Source organism: Dysgonomonas sp. ZJ709 (assembly GCF_011039195.1).
Lineage (GTDB): Bacteria > Bacteroidota > Bacteroidia > Bacteroidales > Dysgonomonadaceae > Dysgonomonas.
In genome coordinates, this window is the sequence record NZ_JAAKEM010000013.1 from 88,881 (window position 1) to 109,432 (window position 20,552).

General features: G+C 38.7%; 33 protein-coding genes. All 33 read left to right on the top strand.

Features of this window, described 5'->3' with window-relative positions; genetic code table 11:
• Positions 1 to 22: 22 nt before the first annotated feature.
• The 33 genes from G7Y56_RS10470 (at position 23) to rpsD (ending at position 20,551) form a co-directional block, all read left to right on the top strand.
• Positions 23 to 1,957 carry an NAD(+) synthase gene (locus tag G7Y56_RS10470; RefSeq protein ID WP_165043286.1) on the top strand — a complete coding sequence of 645 codons (1,935 nt, stop codon included), beginning with the start codon at positions 23 to 25 and terminating at the stop codon, positions 1,955 to 1,957.
• Positions 1,958 to 2,121: 164 nt separating this feature from the next.
• Positions 2,122 to 3,594: an aromatic hydrocarbon degradation protein gene (locus G7Y56_RS10475; RefSeq protein WP_165043288.1), complete on the top strand. Its 1,473-nt coding sequence runs from the start codon at positions 2,122 to 2,124 to the stop codon at positions 3,592 to 3,594.
• Positions 3,595 to 3,967: 373 nt separating this feature from the next.
• Positions 3,968 to 4,390 (top strand): 30S ribosomal protein S12, encoded by a 423-nt coding sequence (rpsL, locus tag G7Y56_RS10480; RefSeq protein WP_165043290.1) that lies wholly within the window; start codon positions 3,968 to 3,970, stop codon positions 4,388 to 4,390.
• A gap of 158 nt (positions 4,391 to 4,548) precedes the next feature.
• Positions 4,549 to 5,025 carry a 30S ribosomal protein S7 gene (gene rpsG, locus G7Y56_RS10485; protein ID WP_165021009.1) on the top strand — a complete coding sequence of 159 codons (477 nt, stop codon included), beginning with the start codon at positions 4,549 to 4,551 and terminating at the stop codon, positions 5,023 to 5,025.
• Between the two features lie 26 nt (positions 5,026 to 5,051).
• Positions 5,052 to 7,175, top strand: coding sequence for an elongation factor G (gene fusA / locus G7Y56_RS10490; RefSeq protein ID WP_165021008.1), 2,124 nt, complete (start codon positions 5,052 to 5,054; stop codon positions 7,173 to 7,175).
• 92 nt (positions 7,176 to 7,267) lie between these two features.
• Positions 7,268 to 7,573, top strand: coding sequence for a 30S ribosomal protein S10 (rpsJ, locus tag G7Y56_RS10495; RefSeq protein ID WP_165021007.1), 306 nt, complete (start codon positions 7,268 to 7,270; stop codon positions 7,571 to 7,573).
• 36 nt (positions 7,574 to 7,609) lie between these two features.
• Positions 7,610 to 8,224 (top strand): 50S ribosomal protein L3, encoded by a 615-nt coding sequence (gene rplC, locus G7Y56_RS10500; RefSeq protein ID WP_165043292.1) that lies wholly within the window; start codon positions 7,610 to 7,612, stop codon positions 8,222 to 8,224.
• Positions 8,224 to 8,853, top strand: coding sequence for a 50S ribosomal protein L4 (rplD, locus tag G7Y56_RS10505; RefSeq protein WP_165021005.1), 630 nt, complete (start codon positions 8,224 to 8,226; stop codon positions 8,851 to 8,853). Before rplC ends, rplD begins: the two co-directional genes overlap by 1 nt.
• A gap of 11 nt (positions 8,854 to 8,864) precedes the next feature.
• On the top strand, positions 8,865 to 9,158 hold the full coding sequence (gene rplW, locus G7Y56_RS10510; RefSeq protein ID WP_165021004.1) for a 50S ribosomal protein L23: 294 nt from the start codon (positions 8,865 to 8,867) through the stop codon (positions 9,156 to 9,158).
• A gap of 7 nt (positions 9,159 to 9,165) precedes the next feature.
• Complete coding sequence (gene rplB, locus G7Y56_RS10515; protein WP_165021003.1) at positions 9,166 to 9,990, top strand: 50S ribosomal protein L2; 825 nt, start codon at positions 9,166 to 9,168, stop codon at positions 9,988 to 9,990.
• 25 nt (positions 9,991 to 10,015) lie between these two features.
• Complete coding sequence (gene rpsS, locus G7Y56_RS10520; RefSeq protein WP_165021002.1) at positions 10,016 to 10,282, top strand: 30S ribosomal protein S19; 267 nt, start codon at positions 10,016 to 10,018, stop codon at positions 10,280 to 10,282.
• Between the two features lie 42 nt (positions 10,283 to 10,324).
• Positions 10,325 to 10,732: a 50S ribosomal protein L22 gene (gene rplV / locus G7Y56_RS10525; RefSeq protein WP_165021001.1), complete on the top strand. Its 408-nt coding sequence runs from the start codon at positions 10,325 to 10,327 to the stop codon at positions 10,730 to 10,732.
• 7 nt (positions 10,733 to 10,739) lie between these two features.
• Positions 10,740 to 11,471, top strand: coding sequence for a 30S ribosomal protein S3 (gene rpsC / locus G7Y56_RS10530; RefSeq protein WP_165021000.1), 732 nt, complete (start codon positions 10,740 to 10,742; stop codon positions 11,469 to 11,471).
• A gap of 19 nt (positions 11,472 to 11,490) precedes the next feature.
• Positions 11,491 to 11,922 carry a 50S ribosomal protein L16 gene (gene rplP, locus G7Y56_RS10535; protein ID WP_165020999.1) on the top strand — a complete coding sequence of 144 codons (432 nt, stop codon included), beginning with the start codon at positions 11,491 to 11,493 and terminating at the stop codon, positions 11,920 to 11,922.
• A 5-nt stretch (positions 11,923 to 11,927) separates the two neighbouring features.
• Positions 11,928 to 12,122, top strand: a complete 195-nt coding sequence (gene rpmC, locus G7Y56_RS10540) for a 50S ribosomal protein L29 (protein ID WP_165020998.1) — start codon at positions 11,928 to 11,930, stop codon at positions 12,120 to 12,122.
• A gap of 10 nt (positions 12,123 to 12,132) precedes the next feature.
• Complete coding sequence (gene rpsQ, locus G7Y56_RS10545; RefSeq protein WP_165020997.1) at positions 12,133 to 12,390, top strand: 30S ribosomal protein S17; 258 nt, start codon at positions 12,133 to 12,135, stop codon at positions 12,388 to 12,390.
• 2 nt (positions 12,391 to 12,392) lie between these two features.
• On the top strand, positions 12,393 to 12,758 hold the full coding sequence (gene rplN / locus G7Y56_RS10550) for a 50S ribosomal protein L14 (RefSeq protein ID WP_165020996.1): 366 nt from the start codon (positions 12,393 to 12,395) through the stop codon (positions 12,756 to 12,758).
• A 19-nt stretch (positions 12,759 to 12,777) separates the two neighbouring features.
• Positions 12,778 to 13,101, top strand: a complete 324-nt coding sequence (gene rplX / locus G7Y56_RS10555) for a 50S ribosomal protein L24 (protein WP_165020995.1) — start codon at positions 12,778 to 12,780, stop codon at positions 13,099 to 13,101.
• Complete coding sequence (gene rplE, locus G7Y56_RS10560) at positions 13,101 to 13,664, top strand: 50S ribosomal protein L5 (protein WP_165020994.1); 564 nt, start codon at positions 13,101 to 13,103, stop codon at positions 13,662 to 13,664. Before rplX ends, rplE begins: the two co-directional genes overlap by 1 nt.
• A 1-nt stretch (position 13,665) precedes the next feature.
• Positions 13,666 to 13,935: a 30S ribosomal protein S14 gene (gene rpsN, locus G7Y56_RS10565; protein ID WP_165020993.1), complete on the top strand. Its 270-nt coding sequence runs from the start codon at positions 13,666 to 13,668 to the stop codon at positions 13,933 to 13,935.
• 68 nt (positions 13,936 to 14,003) lie between these two features.
• Positions 14,004 to 14,399: a 30S ribosomal protein S8 gene (rpsH, locus tag G7Y56_RS10570; protein WP_165020992.1), complete on the top strand. Its 396-nt coding sequence runs from the start codon at positions 14,004 to 14,006 to the stop codon at positions 14,397 to 14,399.
• A gap of 25 nt (positions 14,400 to 14,424) precedes the next feature.
• Positions 14,425 to 14,979 carry a 50S ribosomal protein L6 gene (gene rplF / locus G7Y56_RS10575; RefSeq protein WP_165020991.1) on the top strand — a complete coding sequence of 185 codons (555 nt, stop codon included), beginning with the start codon at positions 14,425 to 14,427 and terminating at the stop codon, positions 14,977 to 14,979.
• A 19-nt stretch (positions 14,980 to 14,998) separates the two neighbouring features.
• On the top strand, positions 14,999 to 15,343 hold the full coding sequence (rplR, locus tag G7Y56_RS10580) for a 50S ribosomal protein L18 (protein ID WP_165020990.1): 345 nt from the start codon (positions 14,999 to 15,001) through the stop codon (positions 15,341 to 15,343).
• 5 nt (positions 15,344 to 15,348) lie between these two features.
• A complete protein-coding gene (rpsE, locus tag G7Y56_RS10585; RefSeq protein WP_165020989.1) occupies positions 15,349 to 15,867 on the top strand; it encodes a 30S ribosomal protein S5 in 519 nt (172 codons plus the stop codon).
• Between the two features lie 20 nt (positions 15,868 to 15,887).
• A complete protein-coding gene (gene rpmD, locus G7Y56_RS10590; protein WP_165020988.1) occupies positions 15,888 to 16,064 on the top strand; it encodes a 50S ribosomal protein L30 in 177 nt (58 codons plus the stop codon).
• Between the two features lie 31 nt (positions 16,065 to 16,095).
• The gene (gene rplO / locus G7Y56_RS10595; RefSeq protein WP_165043293.1) at positions 16,096 to 16,545 is read left to right on the top strand and encodes a 50S ribosomal protein L15; all 450 of its coding nucleotides are present in this window, start codon (positions 16,096 to 16,098) and stop codon (positions 16,543 to 16,545) included.
• A gap of 1 nt (position 16,546) precedes the next feature.
• Positions 16,547 to 17,866: a preprotein translocase subunit SecY gene (secY, locus tag G7Y56_RS10600; protein WP_165020986.1), complete on the top strand. Its 1,320-nt coding sequence runs from the start codon at positions 16,547 to 16,549 to the stop codon at positions 17,864 to 17,866.
• 9 nt (positions 17,867 to 17,875) lie between these two features.
• A complete protein-coding gene (gene map / locus G7Y56_RS10605; protein ID WP_165020985.1) occupies positions 17,876 to 18,658 on the top strand; it encodes a type I methionyl aminopeptidase in 783 nt (260 codons plus the stop codon).
• 15 nt (positions 18,659 to 18,673) lie between these two features.
• Positions 18,674 to 18,892 carry a translation initiation factor IF-1 gene (gene infA / locus G7Y56_RS10610; protein WP_165020984.1) on the top strand — a complete coding sequence of 73 codons (219 nt, stop codon included), beginning with the start codon at positions 18,674 to 18,676 and terminating at the stop codon, positions 18,890 to 18,892.
• Positions 18,893 to 18,903: 11 nt separating this feature from the next.
• Complete coding sequence (ykgO, locus tag G7Y56_RS10615; RefSeq protein ID WP_165020983.1) at positions 18,904 to 19,020, top strand: type B 50S ribosomal protein L36; 117 nt, start codon at positions 18,904 to 18,906, stop codon at positions 19,018 to 19,020.
• A gap of 33 nt (positions 19,021 to 19,053) precedes the next feature.
• Entirely contained in the window at positions 19,054 to 19,434 is a 381-nt protein-coding gene (gene rpsM / locus G7Y56_RS10620) for a 30S ribosomal protein S13 (RefSeq protein ID WP_165020982.1), read from the top strand.
• A 10-nt stretch (positions 19,435 to 19,444) separates the two neighbouring features.
• Positions 19,445 to 19,834, top strand: coding sequence for a 30S ribosomal protein S11 (gene rpsK, locus G7Y56_RS10625; protein ID WP_165020981.1), 390 nt, complete (start codon positions 19,445 to 19,447; stop codon positions 19,832 to 19,834).
• Positions 19,835 to 19,945: 111 nt separating this feature from the next.
• Positions 19,946 to 20,551 (top strand): 30S ribosomal protein S4, encoded by a 606-nt coding sequence (gene rpsD / locus G7Y56_RS10630; RefSeq protein ID WP_165020980.1) that lies wholly within the window; start codon positions 19,946 to 19,948, stop codon positions 20,549 to 20,551.
• The last annotated feature ends 1 nt before the right edge of the window (position 20,552 follow it).

Sequence of the window (20,552 nt, forward strand, 5' to 3'; positions counted from 1 at the left end):
TTGTATAAATATATCGACCCTTATGGCTAACTACGGATTTGTACGAGTGGCGGCAGCAACACCAAGTGTGAAAGTCGCAGACTGTGATTATAATACAGAAGAAATAATAAAATTGATCGCTGAGGCTGAAAAGCAGCAGGTGTCGATTATCGTTTTTCCGGAGCTAAGTATTACAGCTTATACTTGTGCCGATCTTTTCCATCAACGTTTGTTGTTGGATGGTGTAGCCCGGTCTATTGTGAAAATAAATCAATTGCTCGAAAATAAAACCGTTACTGCTATTGTAGGGATGCCTTTGTTTATAAATGGCAGCCTGTATAATGTAGCGGCAGTGTTGTCTGGTGGCAAAATTCAAGGTTTTGTACCCAAAACGTATTTGCCCAATTATAGTGAGTTCTACGAAAAACGTTGGTTTGCTTCATCAAGCGAGCTATCTGTAAAAACAGTCAGCTATTTAGGGCAGGAAATCCCTGTCGGAATTGATCTGATATTTGAGACTCCAACTCTCAAATTCGGTATCGAAATATGTGAAGATTTATGGACTCCTGTTCCTCCTTCCAGCCTCTTGGCATTGAATGGTGCTGAGATAATATTTAATCTTTCGGCAAGTAACGAAACAGTAGGGAAGAATGTCTATCGTAAATCTCTTATCAGCCAACAGTCGGCTCGTTGTATTGCGGGTTACGTATATGCCGCAGCGGGAAGTGGCGAATCTACGACCGATATTGTTTTTTCGGGAAGTAGCTTGATTGCTGAAAACGGTTCATTCTTAGCGGAGTCGAAACGTTTCGAACTGTCGAGCCAACTCATAACCGCAGATATCGATATCGAGCGTTTACAGAAAGATCGTATTTCCAATTCTTCATTCACAACAGACGAACAAGGTCTTTCATCCAAAGAATATCGTATTATTGAACTTGCGACAGAAATTTATCAATTAAATAAATTGGATCGTTATGTTTCACCAACTCCTTTTGTTCCGGTGAATGATGAAACATTAGATGAGCGTTGCGGTGAGATATTCTCCATTCAAGTAGGGGGATTGGCAAAGCGCTTGCTTCATACTAATTGTAAGACTGCCGTAATCGGTGTTTCAGGAGGTCTTGATTCTACATTGGCATTACTTGTTTTGGTAAGAGCTTTTGATAAACTGGATATTCTCCGCAAAAATATATATGGTATTACCATGCCTGGTTTTGGTACTACCGATCGCACCTATACCAATGCTATCGAGTTGATGAAGTCATTGGGGGTAACTACTAAAGAGATATCTATCAATAAATCTGTCCTTCAGCATTTCGAAGATATAGATCATGATATTAATCTACATGATGTGACTTACGAAAATTCGCAAGCACGTGAACGCACGCAGATATTAATGGACTATGCTAATAAAGTAAACGGTCTTGTGATTGGTACAGGTGACTTGTCGGAGTTGGCGTTAGGCTGGTGTACATATAATGGAGATCATATGTCTATGTATGCTGTGAATACAGGCGTACCTAAAACCCTTGTTCGTACTCTTGTTAAATGGGTATCTGATACCCAAATGGATTCTCAGTCTAAGGCAATTTTGAATGATGTTATCGATACTCCTGTAAGTCCCGAATTATTACCTGCGGGTGCAGATGGTGAGATTGCACAGATAACGGAGCATGTGGTAGGTCCGTATATTCTCCACGACTTTTTTCTTTATTATGTACTTCGGTTTGGTTTTAGTCCTGTCAAAATATACTTCTTGGCACAGCATGCTTTCGATGGTGAATATTCAAAAGATGAAGTGTTAAAATGGCTAAAAGTGTTTTTCCATCGTTTCTTTTCTCAGCAATTTAAGCGCTCGTGTTTGCCTGATGGACCCAAAGTGGGTTCGGTGAATCTTTCTCCGCGAGGGGCTTGGCGTATGCCTAGCGATGCGTCGTCCGCTTTGTGGATGAAAGAGTTAGATACTTTGTCTTAATCTTTACTTTGTTTCGCTTCGAAAACAGGACGCAATGCAATAGTTGCTCAAACAACAAATGAATGATTATCAATATGATAGATCATAAAATTTAAGTTAGTTTCTTTTGTAACTAACTATTTAGTCCTATCTTTGCCACCGATTTTTAACCAAGTTTAAATATAATGAATAAGAAAAGATTGGCGGTAGGTATCATCGCAATGTGTTCTGTCCCTTTTATGTTTGCCGGAGGCATATTGACAAATACAAACCAAAGTGCTCGTTTTGCGAGACTAATGGCATTGGAGGCTTCTACAAGTGTAGACGCCGCCTATTATAATCCTGCCGGATTAGTAAAATTGCAAGATGGTTTTCATTTTTCATTCTCTAATCAGAGTGTATATCAAACCAGAGTAATTAATTCTACTTACGCTCCTTTTGCTCAGTCGGGAGGAGATCCAACTAAAACATATAAAGGAACAGCTTCGGCTCCTATTGTACCAAGTCTTCAGGCTGCATACAAAAAAGGTAAATGGGTTCTTTCGGGAAGTCTGGCTGTTGTGGGTGGTGGTGGAAAAGCTACCTTTAGCAACGGTCTACCAATGTTTGAAGCAGGCGCATCCGCTTTGCCCGGTATTTTCAGTCAGGTAGCAGCAGGCCTGAATAATAAACTAGGTACATCGGGAACCATAAGCTCCAACCGTTACTCAGTCGATCAATATATGTCAGGCTCATCATTCATCTATGGAGCACAAATGGGTGGAACATATCAGATAAATGAAATCTTCTCAGCTTATGCAGGCTTCCGTCTTAATATTGTAAACAATCACTACGAAGGATACCTAAGAAGTCTGAGAGCAAACATTAACGCCGAAGGCTTCCCTCCCGGACTCATGGACTATGATGGCAGTTCGATGGTTAGCCCAGCTGCTATTCTGGGAATGGCAATGCAAGGTCAGACAGATCAAAGCACAATCAACTCATTGAATCTTCTACAACAAGCATCGCTTGATGGTGCATACCTTGACTCAAAACAGTCGGGATGGGGTGTTGCACCTATTATTGGATTCAATATTAACTATCAGAAACTCAATGTCGGAATGAAATATGAATTCAAGACAAGCCTTAACGTAGAAAATAAAACCAAAGTAGACGATACCGGTCTTGATGGAACCGGTATGTTTGCTGATGGAGTCAATACGGCTCACGATATTCCCGCTTTGTTTACAATCGGTGCTTCTTATGCAATATTACCTCAATTGACAGCCAGTGTTGGTTACCATCACTTTTTCGATAAGAGTGCAAGAATGGAAGGTGACAAACAAAAACTTCTTGAAGGAGGTACTAACGAATATCTAGGTGGACTAGAATATCAGATAGATAAAATGTTCTTAGTGAGTGCCGGAGGGCAAATTACTCGCTACGGAGTGACAGATGAATATCAAAGAGATCTTAGCTTCTCTCTTAATTCTTACTCGTTAGGGTTTGGTGGTGCTGTGAATGTGTCGGAAAAGGTTCAAATTAATATTGGCTACTTCTGGACAACATATTCAGACTGGACTAAAAAGACAGGTAATGATAATCCTGCTTTGATACGAACCGATGTCTATTCTCGCACAAATAAAGTATTTGCCGCAGGTGTAGACTTTTCGTTCTAAATTAGGGATAACTTATATAAAAACGGGTCGGATTTGATTTCAAATCCGACCCGTTTCTGTTTGGAGAATATTTCAATAAATTAAATTTGAACGAATCGGCAACATGATCAAATTTGATTTAAGAGATTATAATTAATCTTGAGCGGTATACTATTCCCTTGTCTGTAAGCGCTTAATTGCTCAAAAAATATTATAAAAACTTGCGTATTTAGTTGATTATGTATACATTTGCAACCCAATAATGATTAGGACGAGACTTGTTTCGATGATAATAATTTGATTATCACTGAGATAGTTTCGGATTCTTTGTATTATTGGTAGATAAAAATGTATAACAAAAAATTGAATTTAAAGTTCTAAAGATTAAAACAAGATGCCTACAATTCAACAATTAGTAAGAAAAGGACGTACTGTTTTGGTTGAGAAGAGTAAATCTCGTGCCCTCGATTCATGTCCTCAACGTAGAGGTGTGTGTATTCGTGTGTATACGACTACTCCTAAAAAACCAAACTCAGCAATGCGTAAAGTAGCACGTGTGCGTTTAACAAACTCAAAAGAGGTAAATGCTTATATTCCTGGAGAAGGACATAACTTGCAAGAGCACTCGATTGTACTTGTTAGAGGTGGTCGTGTAAAAGACCTTCCAGGGGTTCGTTATCACATTGTTCGTGGAACATTGGATACAGCCGGAGTTGGTGGTCGTACGCAACGCCGCTCTAAATACGGAGCAAAACGTCCTAAACCGGGAGCAGCTACGGCAGCGAAAGGCGCGCCAGCTAAAGGTAAAAAGAAATAATTACCGCCTCCTTTAACCGAGATTTTTAATTAAGTATTAAAACGGTTTAAGTTTATTGGATAGGCAATATACAGGTTGAGTAAATAGTTCAGCGGAGCTATTGAAGACATCTAAAATCATTGGCAACCAAAAACAAAAACAAAATTTTTAAGTAAAAAATGAGAAAAGCAAAACCAAAGAAAAGACAGATCCTCCCGGATCCGATTTTCGGTGATGTAAAGGTTACAAAGTTTGTTAACCACCTGATGTATGATGGTAAAAAATCTACATCGTTCAGCATCTTCTATTCGGCACTGGAAACTGTGAAAGCTAAATTGCCTAATGAAGAAAAGTCTGCTTTGGAAATTTGGAAAGCAGCATTAGATAACGTAACTCCACAAGTAGAAGTGAAGTCTCGCCGTGTAGGTGGTGCAACATTTCAAGTTCCTACAGAAATACGTCCTGATCGCAAAGAATCAATTTGTATGAAAAATCTTATCCTATATGCTCGCAAGAGAGGTGGAAAGACAATGGCTGACAAATTAGCAGCCGAAATTACAGATGCATTCAACGGTCAAGGTGGTGCATATAAAAGAAAAGAGGACATGCATAAGATGGCAGAAGCCAACCGTGCATTTGCTCACTTCAGATTTTAATATATAAGCAAGGAGTATAAAATACAATGGCAAAAGTTTTAGATAGTTTAAGAAATACAAGAAATATCGGTATCATGGCCCACATTGATGCTGGTAAAACTACAACTTCCGAACGTATCCTGTTTTATACTGGGTTAACTCATAAAATTGGAGAAACTCATGACGGTACAGCCACTATGGACTGGATGGCGCAAGAGCAAGAGCGTGGTATCACGATCACTTCTGCTGCTACTACAACTCAGTGGAAATACAATAACGAGTTATATAAAATTAATTTGATTGACACTCCGGGACACGTTGACTTTACTGTAGAAGTAGAGCGTTCACTACGCGTACTTGATGGTGCCATTGCAACATTTTGTGCTGTAGGTGGTGTTGAACCGCAATCAGAAACAGTTTGGCGTCAAGCTGATAAATATAGCGTTCCACGTATTTGTTATGTTAACAAAATGGACCGTTCAGGAGCTAACTTTTTTGAAGTAGTTCGTCAAGTGAAAGAAGTATTAGGTGCAAACCCTTGTCCTATTCAAATTCCTATCGGAGCCGAAGAAAGCTTCAAAGGTATTGTGGATTTGGTAACAATGAAAGCGCTATACTGGCACGATGAAACAATGGGTGCTGACTATGACGTTGCTGAAATTCCGGCTGACGTTTTAGAAGAAGCTCAAGAGTGGAGAGAAAAAATGCTTGAAAAAGCAGCAGAATGCGATGAAGCACTAATGGAAAAGTTCTTTGATGATCCATCTACTATTACAGAAGATGAAATTATGACGGCTCTTCGTATTGGTACTCTTGCTATGCAAATCAATCCGATGCTTCTAGGTTCTTCTTTCAAAAACAAAGGAGTACAACCACTATTGGATGCGGTATCTAAATATTTACCAAGTCCACTAGATACATTGGCTATCGAAGGTATCGACCCTAGAACAGATGCTCAGATTGTACGTCATCCAAGCCCGGATGAGCCTATGTGTGCTTTAGCATTTAAAATTGCTACTGACCCATTCGTAGGTCGTCTGTGTTTCTTCCGTGTTTACTCGGGAGAATTACCTGCTGGATCGTATGTTTACAATCCTCGTTCTGAGAAAAAAGAACGTATTTCTCGTTTGTTCCAAATGCACTCAAACAAACAAAATCCAAAAGATGTGATTGGTTGTGGTGATATCGGAGCAGGAGTAGGATTTAAAGATATTCGTACAGGTGATACATTATGTGACGAAAATAATCCGATCATACTTGAGTCTATGGACTTCCCTGAACCGGTTATTGGAATCTCAATCGAGCCAATCACTCAAAAAGATATAGATAAACTTTCTACTGGATTAGCTAAGCTATCAGAAGAAGATCCAACATTCCGTGTACATACAGACGAGGATTCTGGTCAAACAATTATCGAAGGTATGGGTGAGCTTCACCTTGAAATTATCATCGACCGTTTGAAACGTGAATTCAAAGTTGAATGTAACCAAGGTCGTCCTCAAGTTTCATATAAGGAAGCGTTGACTCAAATGGTTGAGCTTCGCGAAGTTTATAAGAAACAATCAGGTGGTCGCGGTAAATTTGCGGATATCATTGTTAAAGTTGGTCCGACTGATGCAGATTTCGAAGGTGGTCTTCAATTCGTAGATGAAGTAAAAGGTGGTAACATTCCAAAAGAATTTATCCCTTCAATTCAAAAAGGATTTTTGGCTGCAATGAAAAATGGTGTATTGGCTGGTCATGCTCTAGACAAATTGAAAGTAGTAGTTGTGGACGGTTCATTCCATCCGGTTGACTCTGACCAATTGTCGTTTGAGCTTTGTGCTAAGTTTGCGTTTAAATCGGCTTCTGAAAAAGCAAGTCCGGTATTACTGGAACCTATCATGAAATTAGAAGTTGTAACTCCAGAGGAAAGTATGGGAGATGTGATTTCTGACTTGAACAAACGTCGTGGACAAGTAGAAGGTATGGAATCTAGTCGTTCGGGTGCACGTATCGTGAAAGCGAAAGTGCCTTTGGCTGAGATGTTCGGTTATGTAACATCGTTACGTACGATCACTTCGGGTAGAGCAACATCAGCAATGACGTTCTCTCACTACGAAAACGTATCACCGTCTATCGCACGTCAAGTACTTACAGAATGTAAAGGTCGCGTAGACTTGATCAAATAATAAAAAAAGAGATTACGGGTTACAGTTAGTAAATGACTCTTAACTGTAATCTGTTTCCTCAAGTAATAATTTTTATAACAAACAGATTCAATATGAGTCAAAAAATTAGAATTAAACTAAAATCGTACGACTACAACTTGGTTGATAAATCAGCTGAGAAGATCGTTAAAACAGTAAAAGCGACAGGTGCAGTAGTAAGCGGTCCAATTCCGTTACCAACACACAAACGTATCTTTACTGTAAACCGTTCTACTTTCGTAAACAAGAAATCTCGTGAGCAATTCGAGCTTTGTTCTTACAAAAGACTAATCGATATCTACAGCTCAACAGCTAAAACAGTAGATGCGCTTATGAAACTTGAGTTACCAAGTGGAGTAGAAGTTGAAATTAAAGTTTGATAGATTTATACTAGTTTAAATAAATAATTTAGAGAAATGCCAGGATTATTAGGAAAAAAAATCGGAATGACATCCGTTTTCAGTGCCGAGGGAAAAAATATTCCATGCACTGTTATCGAAGTGGGTCCTTGTGTTGTTACTCAAGTAAAAACAGCAGCAACTGACGGCTACGAGGCTATACAGTTAGGGTTTGTCGAAAAGAAAGACAAGCACACAACTAAGCCAGAAGCAGGTCACTTTAAGAAAGCTGGAGTAGCACCTCAAAGACACTTGGCCGAGTTCAAAGGATTTTCAGATCGCAAGTTAGGCGATGTAGTTACAGTTGATCTTTTCGAAGATGCTATCTATGTAGATGTAATCGGAACGTCAAAAGGTAAGGGATTCCAAGGGGTTGTGAAACGTCATGGTTTTGCCGGAGTAGGACAAGCTACGCTTGGACAACATAACCGTTTACGTGCTCCAGGTTCTATCGGTGCTTGTTCTTACCCTGCTAAAGTATTCAAGGGAACGAAAATGGGTGGACAAATGGGTAATACCCGTACAACAGTTCAAAACCTTGAAGTAATTAAAGTAATTCCAGAACATAATCTTTTGTTGATCAAAGGATCTGTTCCAGGAAGTAGAGGTTCAATCGTATTAATTGAAAAGTAATGGAACTAAGTGTATTAGATAGAAACGGGAAAGACACCGGTAAAAAAGTAGCTTTAAATGAAGCTATTTATGGAATTGAGCCTAACGAGCATGTTCTTTGGTTGGATGTGAAACAATATCTTGCAAATCAACGCCAAGGTACTCACAAAACTAAAGAAAGAAGTGAGTTGTCGGGTAGTACACGTAAATTGATCCGTCAAAAAGGTGGAGGTGGAGCCCGTCGTGGTGACATCAAATCTCCGCTTCTAGTTGGTGGTGCTCGTGTATTCGGACCTCAACCAAGAGACTACGGCTTCAAATTAAATAAAAAAGTAAAAGTATTGGCTCGTAAGTCAGCACTTTCTGCTAAAGCAAAAGGAAATCAAATCGTATTAGTTGAAGATTTTTCATTCGAAACACCTAAAACAAAAGATTTCATTGCGCTAACTAAAAACTTGCAAGTAGCTGATAAAAAGATACTTTTAGTTTTGCCTGACCAAAATAAAAATGTATATTTGTCGGCTCGCAATTTGCAAAGAGTAAATGTTATAAGTGCTTCTGATTTAAACACTTATGCCATCCTTAATTGTTCAAGTTTGGTAATAGTAGAGTCTTCAGTTGCAATTATTGATAATCTTTTAAAAGCATAAGGAGGTAAATTATGGGAATTATAATAAAACCAGTACTAACAGAAAAACAAACAGCGATAACAGAAAAATTCTCGAATCGTTATGGTTTTCGTGTTGCTCCAAGTGCAAATAAAGTGGAGATAAAGAAAGCAATAGAAGAGCTTTACGGAGTAACAGTTGAGTCTGTGAACACAATGAACTACTCGGGAAAGCGCAAAAGCCGCTACACTAAAGCTGGTGTAGTAAACGGAAAAACTTCTGCTTTCAAAAAAGCGATAATCACTTTGAAAGAAGGTGAAAGTATAGACTTTTTTAGTAATATCTAAATAGAAAATGGCAGTACGTAAATTAAAGCCCACAACACCGGGGCAGAGACACAAAGTTATTGGTACATTTGAGGAAATCACTGCAAGTGCACCAGAGAAATCTCTAGTAGTCGGCAAAAATACATCTGGTGGTCGTAACAACACAGGTAAGATGACAATGCGTTATCTTGGTGGCGGTCACAAGAGAAAATACAGGTTGATTGACTTCAAGAGAACTAAAGATGCTATTCCTGCAACAGTAAAATCAATCGAATACGACCCGAATCGTTCGGCTCGTATCGCTTTGTTATATTATGCAGATGGAGCAAAAGCTTACATGCTAGCCCCAGAAGGCTTGGTAGTAGGCCAAACAGTGATATCAGGAGCTGATGCTGCTCCTGAGGTAGGAAATGCATTGCCATTGGCAAAGATTCCTGTAGGTACAGTTATTCATAATATCGAATTACGTCCTGGTCAAGGAGCTAAAATGGTTCGTTCGGCAGGTGTATTCGCACAGTTGACTTCTCGCGAAGGAAACTATGTGATCATCAAAATGCCTTCAGGCGAAACACGTAAAATCCTATCGAGCTGTAAAGCTACTATCGGTAGCGTAGGTAATTCGGATCATGGACTTGAAAAATCAGGTAAAGCTGGACGCTCTAGATGGCTTGGACGCCGTCCTCGTAACCGAGGAGTAGTGATGAACCCTGTCGATCACCCAATGGGTGGTGGTGAAGGTCGCGCTTCAGGAGGTCACCCAAGATCACGTAACGGATTGTATGCTAAGGGACTTAAAACAAGAGCTCCTAAGAAACATTCTTCTAAGTACATAATCGAAAGAAGAAAGAAATAATAACCTGATTTAATAAAAAGAAATTATGAGTCGTTCATTAAAAAAAGGCCCGTATATTAATGTTAAGCTTGAGAAAAAAGTCTTGGCTATGAATGAGTCAGGGAAAAAGGCTGTGGTTAAAACATGGGCAAGAGCTTCAATGATATCGCCTGACTTTGTAGGTCACACTATTGCTGTTCATAACGGGAATAAATTTATCCCTGTATATGTAACAGAAAATATGGTAGGACATAAACTAGGAGAATTTTCACTTACCCGTACATTCCGTGGACACGGTGGTAAGAAGAAATAACCAAGCAGAGCTTAAAAATTAATAAAAGAAAACAGTATAATAATGGGTGCTAGAAAAAGAATAACAGCTGAAAAAAGAAAGGAAGCTAAACAGTCCGTCTCTTTTGCCAAGTTGAACAATGTGCCAACCTCACCTCGTAAAATGCGCCTTGTGGTAGACATGATTCGTGGTATGGAGGCTTTCAAAGCGCTTGGCGTTTTGAAATTTTCAAACAAAGAGGCCGCTGCTAGAGTTGAAAAATTATTACGTTCAGCTATCGCAAACTGGGAAGCTAAAAACGAACGTAAAGCAGAAGGTGGCGAACTATATGTGTCGTTAATCAACGTAGATGGAGGAACAATGCTTAAGAGAATGCGTCCTGCTCCGCAAGGAAGAGGATATAGAATTCGCAAGCGTTCTAATCATGTTACTCTTCACGTAGATACACTTAAAAATGAAAATCAAAATTAATTAGCAGATGGGACAAAAAGTAAATCCAATAGCAAATCGTTTAGGAATCATCCGTGGATGGGATTCTAATTGGTATGGAGGCAAAAATTACGGAGCTACGCTATTAGAAGATAGCAAAATCCGTAAATATTTGAATGCCCGTCTAGCTAAAGCTAGTGTATCGCGTATCGTAATTGAAAGAACTTTGAAACTTGTAACTATTACAGTTTGTACAGCTCGTCCGGGTATCATTATTGGTAAAGGTGGACAAGAAGTAGACAAACTTAAAGAAGAGTTGAAAAAGATCACAGATAAAGATATTCAAATCAACATTTTTGAGATCAAGAAACCAGAGTTAGATGCAGTTATTGTAGCTAACAATATTGCTCGTCAGGTAGAGGGTAAAATCGCTTACCGTCGTGCAATTAAAATGTCTATTGCCTCAACAATGAGAATGGGTGCCGAAGGTATCAAAGTTCAAATATCAGGACGTTTGAACGGAGCTGAAATGGCTCGTTCAGAAATGTATAAAGAAGGAAGAACTCCACTTCATACATTCCGTGCAGATATTGACTATGCACACGCAGAAGCGCTTACCAAAGTTGGTTTGATAGGAATAAAAGTGTGGATTTGCCGTGGAGAAGTTTACGGTAAGAAAGACCTTGCTCCATCATTTGTAGTGTCGAAAGAAGCAGGAAACTCTGCTAATCGTCGCCCAGATGCAGGAAAGGGAGGTTTCAAGAGAAATAAGAGAAAGTAATTAAAACGTTTTAAGTAAAATGTTACAACCGAAGAAAACAAAATTCAGAAGACAGCAAAAAGGTCGTATGAAAGGCAATGCTCAAAGAGGGCATGAATTGGCATTCGGTTCATTTGGAATCAAGACTCTTGATTGCAAATGGATAACAGGACGCCAGATTGAAGCGGCTCGTATTGCAGTAACTCGTTACATGCAACGTCAAGGGCAAGTTTGGGTAAGAATTTTCCCAGACAAACCGATCACAAAGAAACCAGCCGAAGTCCGCATGGGTAAAGGTAAAGGTTCTCCGGAAGGATTCGTTGCACCAGTAACACCAGGAAGAATACTATTCGAAATCGAAGGTGTTTCTTATGAAGTTGCAAAAGAAGCATTGCGCTTAGCTGCACAAAAGCTTCCCGTAACTACAAAATTTGTAGTACGTAGAGATTATGACTTAACTCAAATTGTTTAAAAGTTATGAAAATTGCAGAAGTAAGAGAATTATCTGACAAAGAATTAGTAGAAAGATTAGATGCTGAAAGAAAAGCATTAGATCAAATGGTGTTAAACCACAGTGTATCTCCATTGGATGCTCCGTCTAAGATTAAAGTAAAACGTCGCGATATCGCACGCTTCTTAACAGAGTTACGTCAAAGAGAATTAAACAAATAATTAAGAGCTGATGGAAACGAGAAATTTAAGAAAAGAAAGAATCGGGGTCGTTTTCAGTAACAAGATGGAGAAAACTATCACAGTTGCTGTAAAATGGAAAGAAAAACACCCTATTTACGGAAAATTCGTTAACAAAACGAAGAAATATCATGCTCACGACGACAAAAACGAGTGCAACATAGGCGACACAGTTCGCATCATGGAAACTCGTCCGACGAGCAAAACAAAGAGATGGAGATTAATTGAAATAATCGAGAGGGCTAAATAATTATGATACAACAAGAATCGAGACTAGTCGTAACTGATAACAGTGGAGCTAGAGAAGCATTATGTATCCGCGTTTTAGGCGGAACAAGAAGACGCTATGCGTCGGTAGGGGATGTGATTGTAGTTGCTATCAAGAATGTGATCCCTTCGAGTGACATCAAGAAAGGTGCTGTAACAAAAGCAATAGTTGTACGCACGAAAAAAGAAGTACGCCGTGCAGACGGGTCTTACATTCGTTTCGACGACAACGCATGTGTATTGTTAAACGCCGGTGGTGATATTAGAGGAAGCCGTATTTTCGGACCTGTTGCCAGAGAACTTCGCGCAACTAACATGAAGATAGTTTCGTTGGCACCAGAGGTACTTTAATTCAAAAAACTAAAAAGCAATGAGTAAATTACATATCAAAAAAGGCGATATAGTTTATGTGAATACAGGTATCGACAAAGGTAAAACTGGACGCGTGCAAAAAGTGTTAATAGACAAAAGTCGCGCAATAGTTGAAGGCCTTAACATGGTATCGAAACATACTAAGCCTAATGCAAAAAGTCCTCAAGGAGGAATAGAGAAAATAGAAGCTCCGATACACATCTCTAACCTAAATGTTGTGGATCCTAAAACAGGAAAACCAACAAGAATAGGTCGTAAGAAAGATGAAGTAACTGGTAAGCTAGTACGTTATTCTAAAAAATCAGGGGAGGAAATTAAATAATGAGCAATACAACGAATCTTAAAACAGAATATAAAGACCGTATTGTTTCTTCGTTGATGAAAGAATTCGGATACAAATCAACAATGCAAGTACCGGTACTTAAAAAGGTTGTTCTCAACCAAGGTCTTGGAATAGCAGTTGCTGATAAGAAAATTATAGAAACTGCAATTAACGAGATGACTACTATTACAGGTCAAAAAGCTGTTGCAACATTCTCTAAGAAAGATATTTCAAACTTCAAATTACGTAAGAAAATGCCTATCGGTGTGATGGTTACATTACGTGGTGACAAAATGTATGAGTTTTTAGAAAGACTTATCCGTGTAGCACTACCTCGTATCCGTGACTTCAAGGGTATCGAAAGTAAGCTTGATGGAAGAGGAAACTATACACTAGGAATCGAAGAGCAAATCATGTTCCCGGAAATTAATATTGATAATATTAGTAAAATTTTGGGAATGAATATTACCTTTGTAACTTCTGCTCAAACAGATGAAGAAGGTTATGCACTTTTGAAAGAGTTTGGGTTACCATTTAAGAACGCAAAAAAAGAATTGATATAAGATGGCAAAAGAATCAATGAAAGCTCGTGAAGTGAAAAGAGCAAAATTAGTTGCAAAATATGCAGCTAAAAGAACGCAACTTAAAGCCGATGGCGATTACGAAGCGTTACAAGCTCTTCCAAAAAATGCTTCACCAGTTCGTTTGCACAATCGCTGTAGCATAACCGGTCGTCCAAAAGGGTATTTACGCCAGTTTGGAATTTCTCGTATCCAATTTAGAGAAATGGCATCGAAAGGTTTGATACCGGGTGTGAAAAAAGCAAGTTGGTAAGAAATTATTTTTTAGTATAGAATTAAATATTGTTCCGGTAGTCGGAATTAATTTAAATCAATTTAATTATGACAGATCCAATAGCAGATTATTTGACGCGCTTGAGAAACGCTATTCAAGCTAAACACAGAGTGGTAGAAATGCCAGCGTCAAATTTGAAAAAAGAGATTACTAAAATTCTCTTAGAAAAAGGCTACATACTTAACTATAAGTTTGTAGACGAAGGACCTCAAGGTTCAATTAAAATTGCCTTGAAGTACGATCCTGTAAACAAAGTGAATGCAATTAAGAAATTAATTCGTATTTCAACACCAGGTCTTCGTAAATATGTAGGGTATAAAGAAATGCCTCGTGTCCTTAACGGACTAGGTATAGCTGTATTATCTACCTCTAAAGGAGTGATGACAGACAAAGAAGCTCGTAACTTGAAAGTTGGCGGCGAAGTATTATGTTATGTTTATTAATTAATAGAGAAGAAGATAATAAGTTATGTCAAGAATAGGAAAATTACCCATAAATATCCCTGCCGGAGTAACAGTTACTGTTGGCAGTGATAACGTAGTTACTGTAAAAGGACCCAAAGGAGAACTATCGCAAGAAGTAAATCCTGATATCAAAGTCTCTGTAGATGGTGCAGTATTAACTGTAACACGTCCAACTGACGGAAAAGAACACCGTTCTCTGCATGGTCTGTACAGATCATTGTTGAGCAACATGGTTGTTGGAGTTTCTGAAGGTTATCGCAAAGAACTAGAACTAGTAGGGGTTGGTTATCGTGCTTCTAACAATGGTCAAATCATTGAGCTATCTTTAGGTTATACACACAATATCTTTTTGATGTTGCCTAAAGAAGTGATTGTAGAGACTAAATCGGAGAGAAACAAGAACCCTCTAATCATTCTAGAATCTTGTGATAAACAACTGATCGGTCAAGTTTGTGCTAAAATTCGCTCATTCCGTAAACCTGAGCCGTACAAAGGAAAAGGTATACGTTTCGTAGGCGAAGTAATACGTCGCAAATCTGGTAAAACCGCAGGTAAATAATTCATAAACTGTAATAATCATGGTAACAAAGACAGATAGAAGAAAAAAGATAAAATTGCGTGTACGCGGTAAGATCGAAGGTACTACCGAGCGTCCACGTCTGACAGTGTTCAGAAGCAATAAGCAAATTTATGCACAAGTTATCGACGATTTGACAGGTAAAACTTTGGCAGCCGCTTCATCTCTTAAATTAACAGATAAAGCGCCTAAAAAAGAAATAGCTGCAAAAGTTGGAGAGCTAATTGCTAAAACTGCTCAAGAAGCTGGAGTAACAACTGTGGTGTTTGACCGTAACGGTTATTTATTCCACGGTAGAATTAAAGAATTGGCAGATGCTGCCCGTAAAGGTGGACTTAAATTTTAATAGAAATGGCAGGAGTTAATAATAAAATAAAATCGACCAACGATATCGAATTAAAAGATAGACTAGTGGCCATAAACCGTGTTACGAAAGTAACAAAAGGGGGTCGTACTTTCAGCTTTGCTGCTATCGTCGTTGTAGGTAATGAGGATGGTATAGTAGGCTGGGGACTAGGAAAAGCTGGTGAAGTAACAACAGCCATTGCTAAAGGAGTTGAAGCTGCTAAGAAAAATCTTATCAAAGTTCCTTTGCTTAGAGGTACAATCCCTCACGAGCAAATTGCTCGTTTCAGTGGATCAGAAGTATTCATCAAACCGGCTGCTCCCGGTACAGGGGTTAAAGCAGGGGGTGCGATGCGTGCCGTACTAGAGAGTGTTGGTGTAACAGACGTATTGGCGAAATCGAAAGGTTCGTCTAATCCACATAACTTGGTGAAAGCTACTATCGAAGCTTTAGACCAATTACGTGATGCATATACTGTTGCTCAAAACAGAGGAGTATCTTTAGAAAAAGTGTTTAAAGGTTAATTTAGGAAGGAGATTCAATTATGGCAAAAATTAAAATTAAGCAAGTAAAAAGCAGAATCAAAAGCCCTATAGATCAAAAAAGAACACTTGATGCTCTTGGTCTAAAGAAGTTGAACCGTGTAGTAGAACACGAAGATACACCTGCTATCAGAGGAATGATCAACAAAGTGAAACATTTAGTTTCAATTGAAGATTAATTAGTTTAAAAGATAAGAAAATATAGAAAATATGAATTTATCAAATTTGAGACCAGCAGAAGGAGCTACTAAAACTAGAAAAAGAATCGGTCGTGGTACAGGTTCTGGTTTAGGTGGTACTTCTACAAAAGGTCATAAAGGGCAAAAATCTAGATCAGGCTATTCTCGCAAGGTCGGTTTTGAAGGAGGGCAAATGCCTATTCAACGCCGTCTGCCTAAATTCGGTTTCAAAAACATTAACCGTATTGAGTACAGACCGATTAATCTAGACGTGTTACAACGTTTGGCAGAAGCTAGAAATCTAACGAAGATTGATATTCAAACATTGATCGATGCTGGATTTGTATCTGCAAAACATTTAGTGAAAATTTTAGGAAATGGAGCATTAACAGCTAAAATTGATGTTGAAGCTCATGCATTTTCGAAATCAGCGGAAGCTGCTATCGAAGCTTTAGGTGGAACTATAACAAAACTAAAGTAAGATGGGATTCATTAAAACGATAGAAAATATATGGAAGATTGAGGATCTCAGAAAGAGACTCCTCATTACTTTCTTTTTTGTAGTGATCTATCGATTTGGGTCATTTGTCGTACTTCCCGGAGTTGATCCTGCTGCACTTGCTGCATTAGAATCAAAAGCATCGGGCGGGCTGCTCGGACTACTTAATATGTTTTCCGGAGGAGCGTTCGCTAATGCCTCTATCTTTGCATTAGGTATCATGCCTTATATCTCAGCGTCTATTGTTATACAATTGCTGGGTATGGCTGTGCCATATTTTCAAAAACTGCAAAGAGAAGGAGAAAGTGGTCGTACTAAAATGAACCAATATACCCGCTATCTTACAGTTGCGATTCTTTTATTCCAAGGACCTGCTTATTTATTAGGAGCTTTAGGTAACGCTGCTCCCGGTGGATTTTGGGACTTTCTAGTACCTTCTACCATTATTTTGGCTGGAGGTAGTATGTTTGTACTATGGTTAGGAGAGCGTATTACTGATAAAGGTGTAGGTAATGGTATTTCATTTATCATCCTAGTAGGTATTATTGCCCGTCTTCCGCATGCATTAATTGGTGAGTTTACATCTCGCTTAACTAATCAGGCCGGAGGTTTGGTAATGTTCTTAGCCGAAATCGTTCTATTACTATTGATCATAGCTGGAGCCATTCTTCTTGTACAAGGTACACGTAGAATACCGGTTCAGTATGCTAAACGAGTAGTTGGTAACAAACAATATGGTGGTGCACGTCAGTATATTCCTTTGAAAGTGAATGCGGCTAACGTGATGCCTATCATCTTTGCTCAGGCAATTATGTTTATTCCAATTACTATCGCAGGATTCTCTGCTAAAGAAAGTGGCTTTTGGGCTGCATTTATGGATCATACCAGTGTTTGGTATAATCTTGTATTTGCACTTCTTATCATTCTCTTTACATGGTTTTATACTGCTATGACAATAAATCCGGTTCAGATGGCTGACGAATTGAAACGTAATAATGGATTCATTCCTGGTATCAAGCCCGGTAAGAAGACAGCAGACTATATTGACCAAGTTATGTCTCGCATCACATTGCCGGGCTCACTATTCTTGGCTTTAGTTGCTATACTTCCTGCCTTCGCAAGTTATTTTGGCGTGAGCCGTGAATTCGCTCAATTCTTTGGTGGAACATCATTGCTGATTCTTGTTGGTGTTGTGTTAGACACACTACAACAAATAGAGAGTCACTTATTGATGAGACACTATGATGGCTTGTTGAAAACAGGTAGAATTAAAGGTCGTTCAGGTTCAATCGCTGCATATTAAGAAGCTATAATGATATTTCTGAAAACAGACGAAGAAATCGAATTGATGCGTGAGAGCAACCGACTGGTGGGTATGACCCTCGGAGAGGTTGCCAAACACGTTCAACCAGGAGTAACAACCCTGCATTTAAATAAAATAGCAGAAGAGTTTATTCGTAGTCATGGTGCTGTCCCATCTTTTTTGGGTTATAATGGTTTTCCATTTTCGCTGTGTATCTCGGTAAATGAAAATGTTGTTCATGGTTTCCCTTCCGAATATGTAATGAAAGAAGGAGATATAATATCCGTTGACTGTGGTACTGAGAAGAATGGTTTTTGTGGCGACTCAGCCTATACTTTTTGTGTAGGAGAAGTAGCCGAAGATGTGAAAGCATTACTAAGAACAACCAAAGAGTCTCTTTATCTGGGGATAGGAAAAGCAGTAGAAGGTAATCGTATTGGAGATATTGGAAATGAGATCCAAACATATTGCGAAAAACATCGCTACTCGGTTGTTCGCGAACTTGTAGGGCACGGCATTGGTCGAAAGATGCATGAATCGCCCGAAGTTCCTAACTATGGAAAACGAGGCACAGGTCCTTTGCTTAAAAAGGGAATGTGTATTGCCATAGAGCCAATGATCAACATGGGAAGTAAAAATGTTGTTTTCGAAAGTGATGGCTGGACAGTAAGAACCAAAGATCACAAACCTTCGGCACATTTTGAGCATACTGTGGCTATCCGCGAAGGAAAAGCTGATATTCTTTCGACATTTGAGTTTATAGAATCTGTTTTAGGAGATAGAGCAATTTAATTTTTTAATATATTTATGGCTAAGCAATCAGCAATAGAACAAGACGGAGTAATCATAGAAGCACTCTCTAATGCAATGTTTCGTGTAGAGTTGGAAAACGGACACGAAATAACCGCACATATTTCGGGAAAAATGCGTATGCATTATATAAAAATACTTCCCGGAGATAGAGTACGTGTAGAGATGTCTCCCTATGATCTGACCAAAGGACGAATTTCATTTAGATACAAATAAAAAACGAAGATATGAAAGTAAGAGCATCATTAAAGAAGCGTACTGCAGACTGCAAGATTGTCAGAAGAAACGGACGCTTATACGTAATAAACAAAAAAAATCCTAAGTTCAAGCAACGTCAAGGATAATTTATTAATTTTGCAAATTAATCTAAAGAATATATGGCAATAAGAATAGTTGGGGTCGATTTACCACAAAATAAGAGAGGCGAGATCGCTTTGACATACATTTTTGGTATCGGACGTAGTTCTGCTAACAAAATTCTTGCTGAAGCAGGGATTGATAGAGATATCAAAGTTAAAGACTGGAACGATGACCAAGCAGGTCAAATCCGTGAAATTATTTCTACAAGATTCAAAGTAGAGGGAGATTTACGTTCTGAAGTGCAATTGAACATCAAGCGATTGATGGATATCGGTTGCTATAGAGGTATCCGTCACCGTATTGGTTTACCATTAAGAGGACAAGGTACTAAAAACAACGCCCGTACACGTAAGGGAAGAAAGAAAACTGTTGCTAACAAGAAAAAAGCTACAAAATAATTAAGTTGATATGGCAAAGAAAACAGTCGCAGCGAAAAAAAGAAATGTTAAGATCGATGCAAACGGAGAAGTTCATGTGCATTCTTCTTTCAATAACATTATTATATCGATTACAAACAGCGAAGGCCAAGTTATAAGTTGGTCGTCAGCTGGAAAGATGGGTTTTAGAAGTTCTAAAAAAAATACCCCTTATGCAGCACAAATGGCAGCACAGGATTGTGCTAAAGTTGCATTTGATCTTGGTTTAAGAAAAGTGAAAGTGTTTGTGAAAGGTCCTGGTAACGGACGTGAATCTGCTATTCGTACAGTTCACGCTACAGGAATAGAAGTAACAGAAATTGTTGACGTTACTCCGCTTCCTCACAATGGATGTCGCCCTCCAAAACACAGAAGAGTTTAATCAAATTTAAGAAGTTGAAAACTTCAATTGTGATTTTGATTACAAATGACCCTCTCTGTAATCGCGGCTGCACAATTTTAGCTTTCGTTTAATTATTAATTAAGAAAGAAAATGGCAAGGTATACTGGACCAAAATCAAGAATCGCCCGTAAATTCGGTGAGCCAATATTCGGACCTGATAAAGTTCTATCAAGAAAGAACTATCCTCCGGGACAACATGGTAACGGAAGAAAGAAAAAATCTTCTGAGTACGGAATCCAATTACGTGAAAAGCAAAAAGCTAAATATACTTATGGAGTTCTTGAAAAACAATTCCGTAATTTATTTGAAAAAGCATTGAGCTCACGTGGTATTACCGGTGAGTTATTACTCCAATTCCTAGAATCTAGGTTGGATAACCTCGTTTATCGTTTAGGTTTGGCTCCAACAAGAGCAGCTGCACGTCAGCTTGTTTCTCATCGTCACATTGTGGTAGATGGTAAAGTTGTGAACATCCCTTCATATTCGGTAAAACCGGGACAGCAAATTGGAGTTCGTGAGAAATCTAAATCTCTAGAGGTTGTTAATGATGCATTATCAGGATTCAATCATAGTAAATATCCTTGGATCGAGTGGGATCAAGCATCTATGACAGGTAAATATCTGCATATTCCAGAGAGAGCAGATATTCCAGAAAACATAAAAGAACAGTTGATCGTAGAATTGTATTCTAAATAAT

Bases quoted from the DNA above. Each gene is read 5' to 3' on its own strand.
- rplN (WP_165020996.1), top strand. From the start codon at position 12,393: ATGATACAACAAGAATCGAGACTAGTCGTAACTGATAACAGTGGAGCT.
- rplO (WP_165043293.1), top strand. From the start codon at position 16,096: ATGAATTTATCAAATTTGAGACCAGCAGAAGGAGCTACTAAAACTAGA.
- rplR (WP_165020990.1), top strand. From the start codon at position 14,999: ATGGTAACAAAGACAGATAGAAGAAAAAAGATAAAATTGCGTGTACGC.
- rpsG (WP_165021009.1), top strand. From the start codon at position 4,549: ATGAGAAAAGCAAAACCAAAGAAAAGACAGATCCTCCCGGATCCGATT.
- G7Y56_RS10470 (WP_165043286.1), top strand. From the start codon at position 23: ATGGCTAACTACGGATTTGTACGAGTGGCGGCAGCAACACCAAGTGTG.
- rplE (WP_165020994.1), top strand. From the start codon at position 13,101: ATGAGCAATACAACGAATCTTAAAACAGAATATAAAGACCGTATTGTT.
- map (WP_165020985.1), top strand. From the start codon at position 17,876: ATGATATTTCTGAAAACAGACGAAGAAATCGAATTGATGCGTGAGAGC.
- rpsM (WP_165020982.1), top strand. From the start codon at position 19,054: ATGGCAATAAGAATAGTTGGGGTCGATTTACCACAAAATAAGAGAGGC.
- fusA (WP_165021008.1), top strand. From the start codon at position 5,052: ATGGCAAAAGTTTTAGATAGTTTAAGAAATACAAGAAATATCGGTATC.
- rplC (WP_165043292.1), top strand. From the start codon at position 7,610: ATGCCAGGATTATTAGGAAAAAAAATCGGAATGACATCCGTTTTCAGT.
- rpsC (WP_165021000.1), top strand. From the start codon at position 10,740: ATGGGACAAAAAGTAAATCCAATAGCAAATCGTTTAGGAATCATCCGT.
- rpsQ (WP_165020997.1), top strand. From the start codon at position 12,133: ATGGAAACGAGAAATTTAAGAAAAGAAAGAATCGGGGTCGTTTTCAGT.
- ykgO (WP_165020983.1), top strand. From the start codon at position 18,904: ATGAAAGTAAGAGCATCATTAAAGAAGCGTACTGCAGACTGCAAGATT.
- rplB (WP_165021003.1), top strand. From the start codon at position 9,166: ATGGCAGTACGTAAATTAAAGCCCACAACACCGGGGCAGAGACACAAA.
- rplV (WP_165021001.1), top strand. From the start codon at position 10,325: ATGGGTGCTAGAAAAAGAATAACAGCTGAAAAAAGAAAGGAAGCTAAA.
- rpsS (WP_165021002.1), top strand. From the start codon at position 10,016: ATGAGTCGTTCATTAAAAAAAGGCCCGTATATTAATGTTAAGCTTGAG.
- rplD (WP_165021005.1), top strand. From the start codon at position 8,224: ATGGAACTAAGTGTATTAGATAGAAACGGGAAAGACACCGGTAAAAAA.
- rplX (WP_165020995.1), top strand. From the start codon at position 12,778: ATGAGTAAATTACATATCAAAAAAGGCGATATAGTTTATGTGAATACA.
- rpsJ (WP_165021007.1), top strand. From the start codon at position 7,268: ATGAGTCAAAAAATTAGAATTAAACTAAAATCGTACGACTACAACTTG.
- secY (WP_165020986.1), top strand. From the start codon at position 16,547: ATGGGATTCATTAAAACGATAGAAAATATATGGAAGATTGAGGATCTC.
- rpsD (WP_165020980.1), top strand. From the start codon at position 19,946: ATGGCAAGGTATACTGGACCAAAATCAAGAATCGCCCGTAAATTCGGT.
- rplP (WP_165020999.1), top strand. From the start codon at position 11,491: ATGTTACAACCGAAGAAAACAAAATTCAGAAGACAGCAAAAAGGTCGT.
- rplW (WP_165021004.1), top strand. From the start codon at position 8,865: ATGGGAATTATAATAAAACCAGTACTAACAGAAAAACAAACAGCGATA.
- rpsK (WP_165020981.1), top strand. From the start codon at position 19,445: ATGGCAAAGAAAACAGTCGCAGCGAAAAAAAGAAATGTTAAGATCGAT.
- infA (WP_165020984.1), top strand. From the start codon at position 18,674: ATGGCTAAGCAATCAGCAATAGAACAAGACGGAGTAATCATAGAAGCA.
- rpsE (WP_165020989.1), top strand. From the start codon at position 15,349: ATGGCAGGAGTTAATAATAAAATAAAATCGACCAACGATATCGAATTA.
- rpmC (WP_165020998.1), top strand. From the start codon at position 11,928: ATGAAAATTGCAGAAGTAAGAGAATTATCTGACAAAGAATTAGTAGAA.
- rplF (WP_165020991.1), top strand. From the start codon at position 14,425: ATGTCAAGAATAGGAAAATTACCCATAAATATCCCTGCCGGAGTAACA.
- G7Y56_RS10475 (WP_165043288.1), top strand. From the start codon at position 2,122: ATGAATAAGAAAAGATTGGCGGTAGGTATCATCGCAATGTGTTCTGTC.
- rpsN (WP_165020993.1), top strand. From the start codon at position 13,666: ATGGCAAAAGAATCAATGAAAGCTCGTGAAGTGAAAAGAGCAAAATTA.
- rpmD (WP_165020988.1), top strand. From the start codon at position 15,888: ATGGCAAAAATTAAAATTAAGCAAGTAAAAAGCAGAATCAAAAGCCCT.
- rpsH (WP_165020992.1), top strand. From the start codon at position 14,004: ATGACAGATCCAATAGCAGATTATTTGACGCGCTTGAGAAACGCTATT.
- rpsL (WP_165043290.1), top strand. From the start codon at position 3,968: ATGCCTACAATTCAACAATTAGTAAGAAAAGGACGTACTGTTTTGGTT.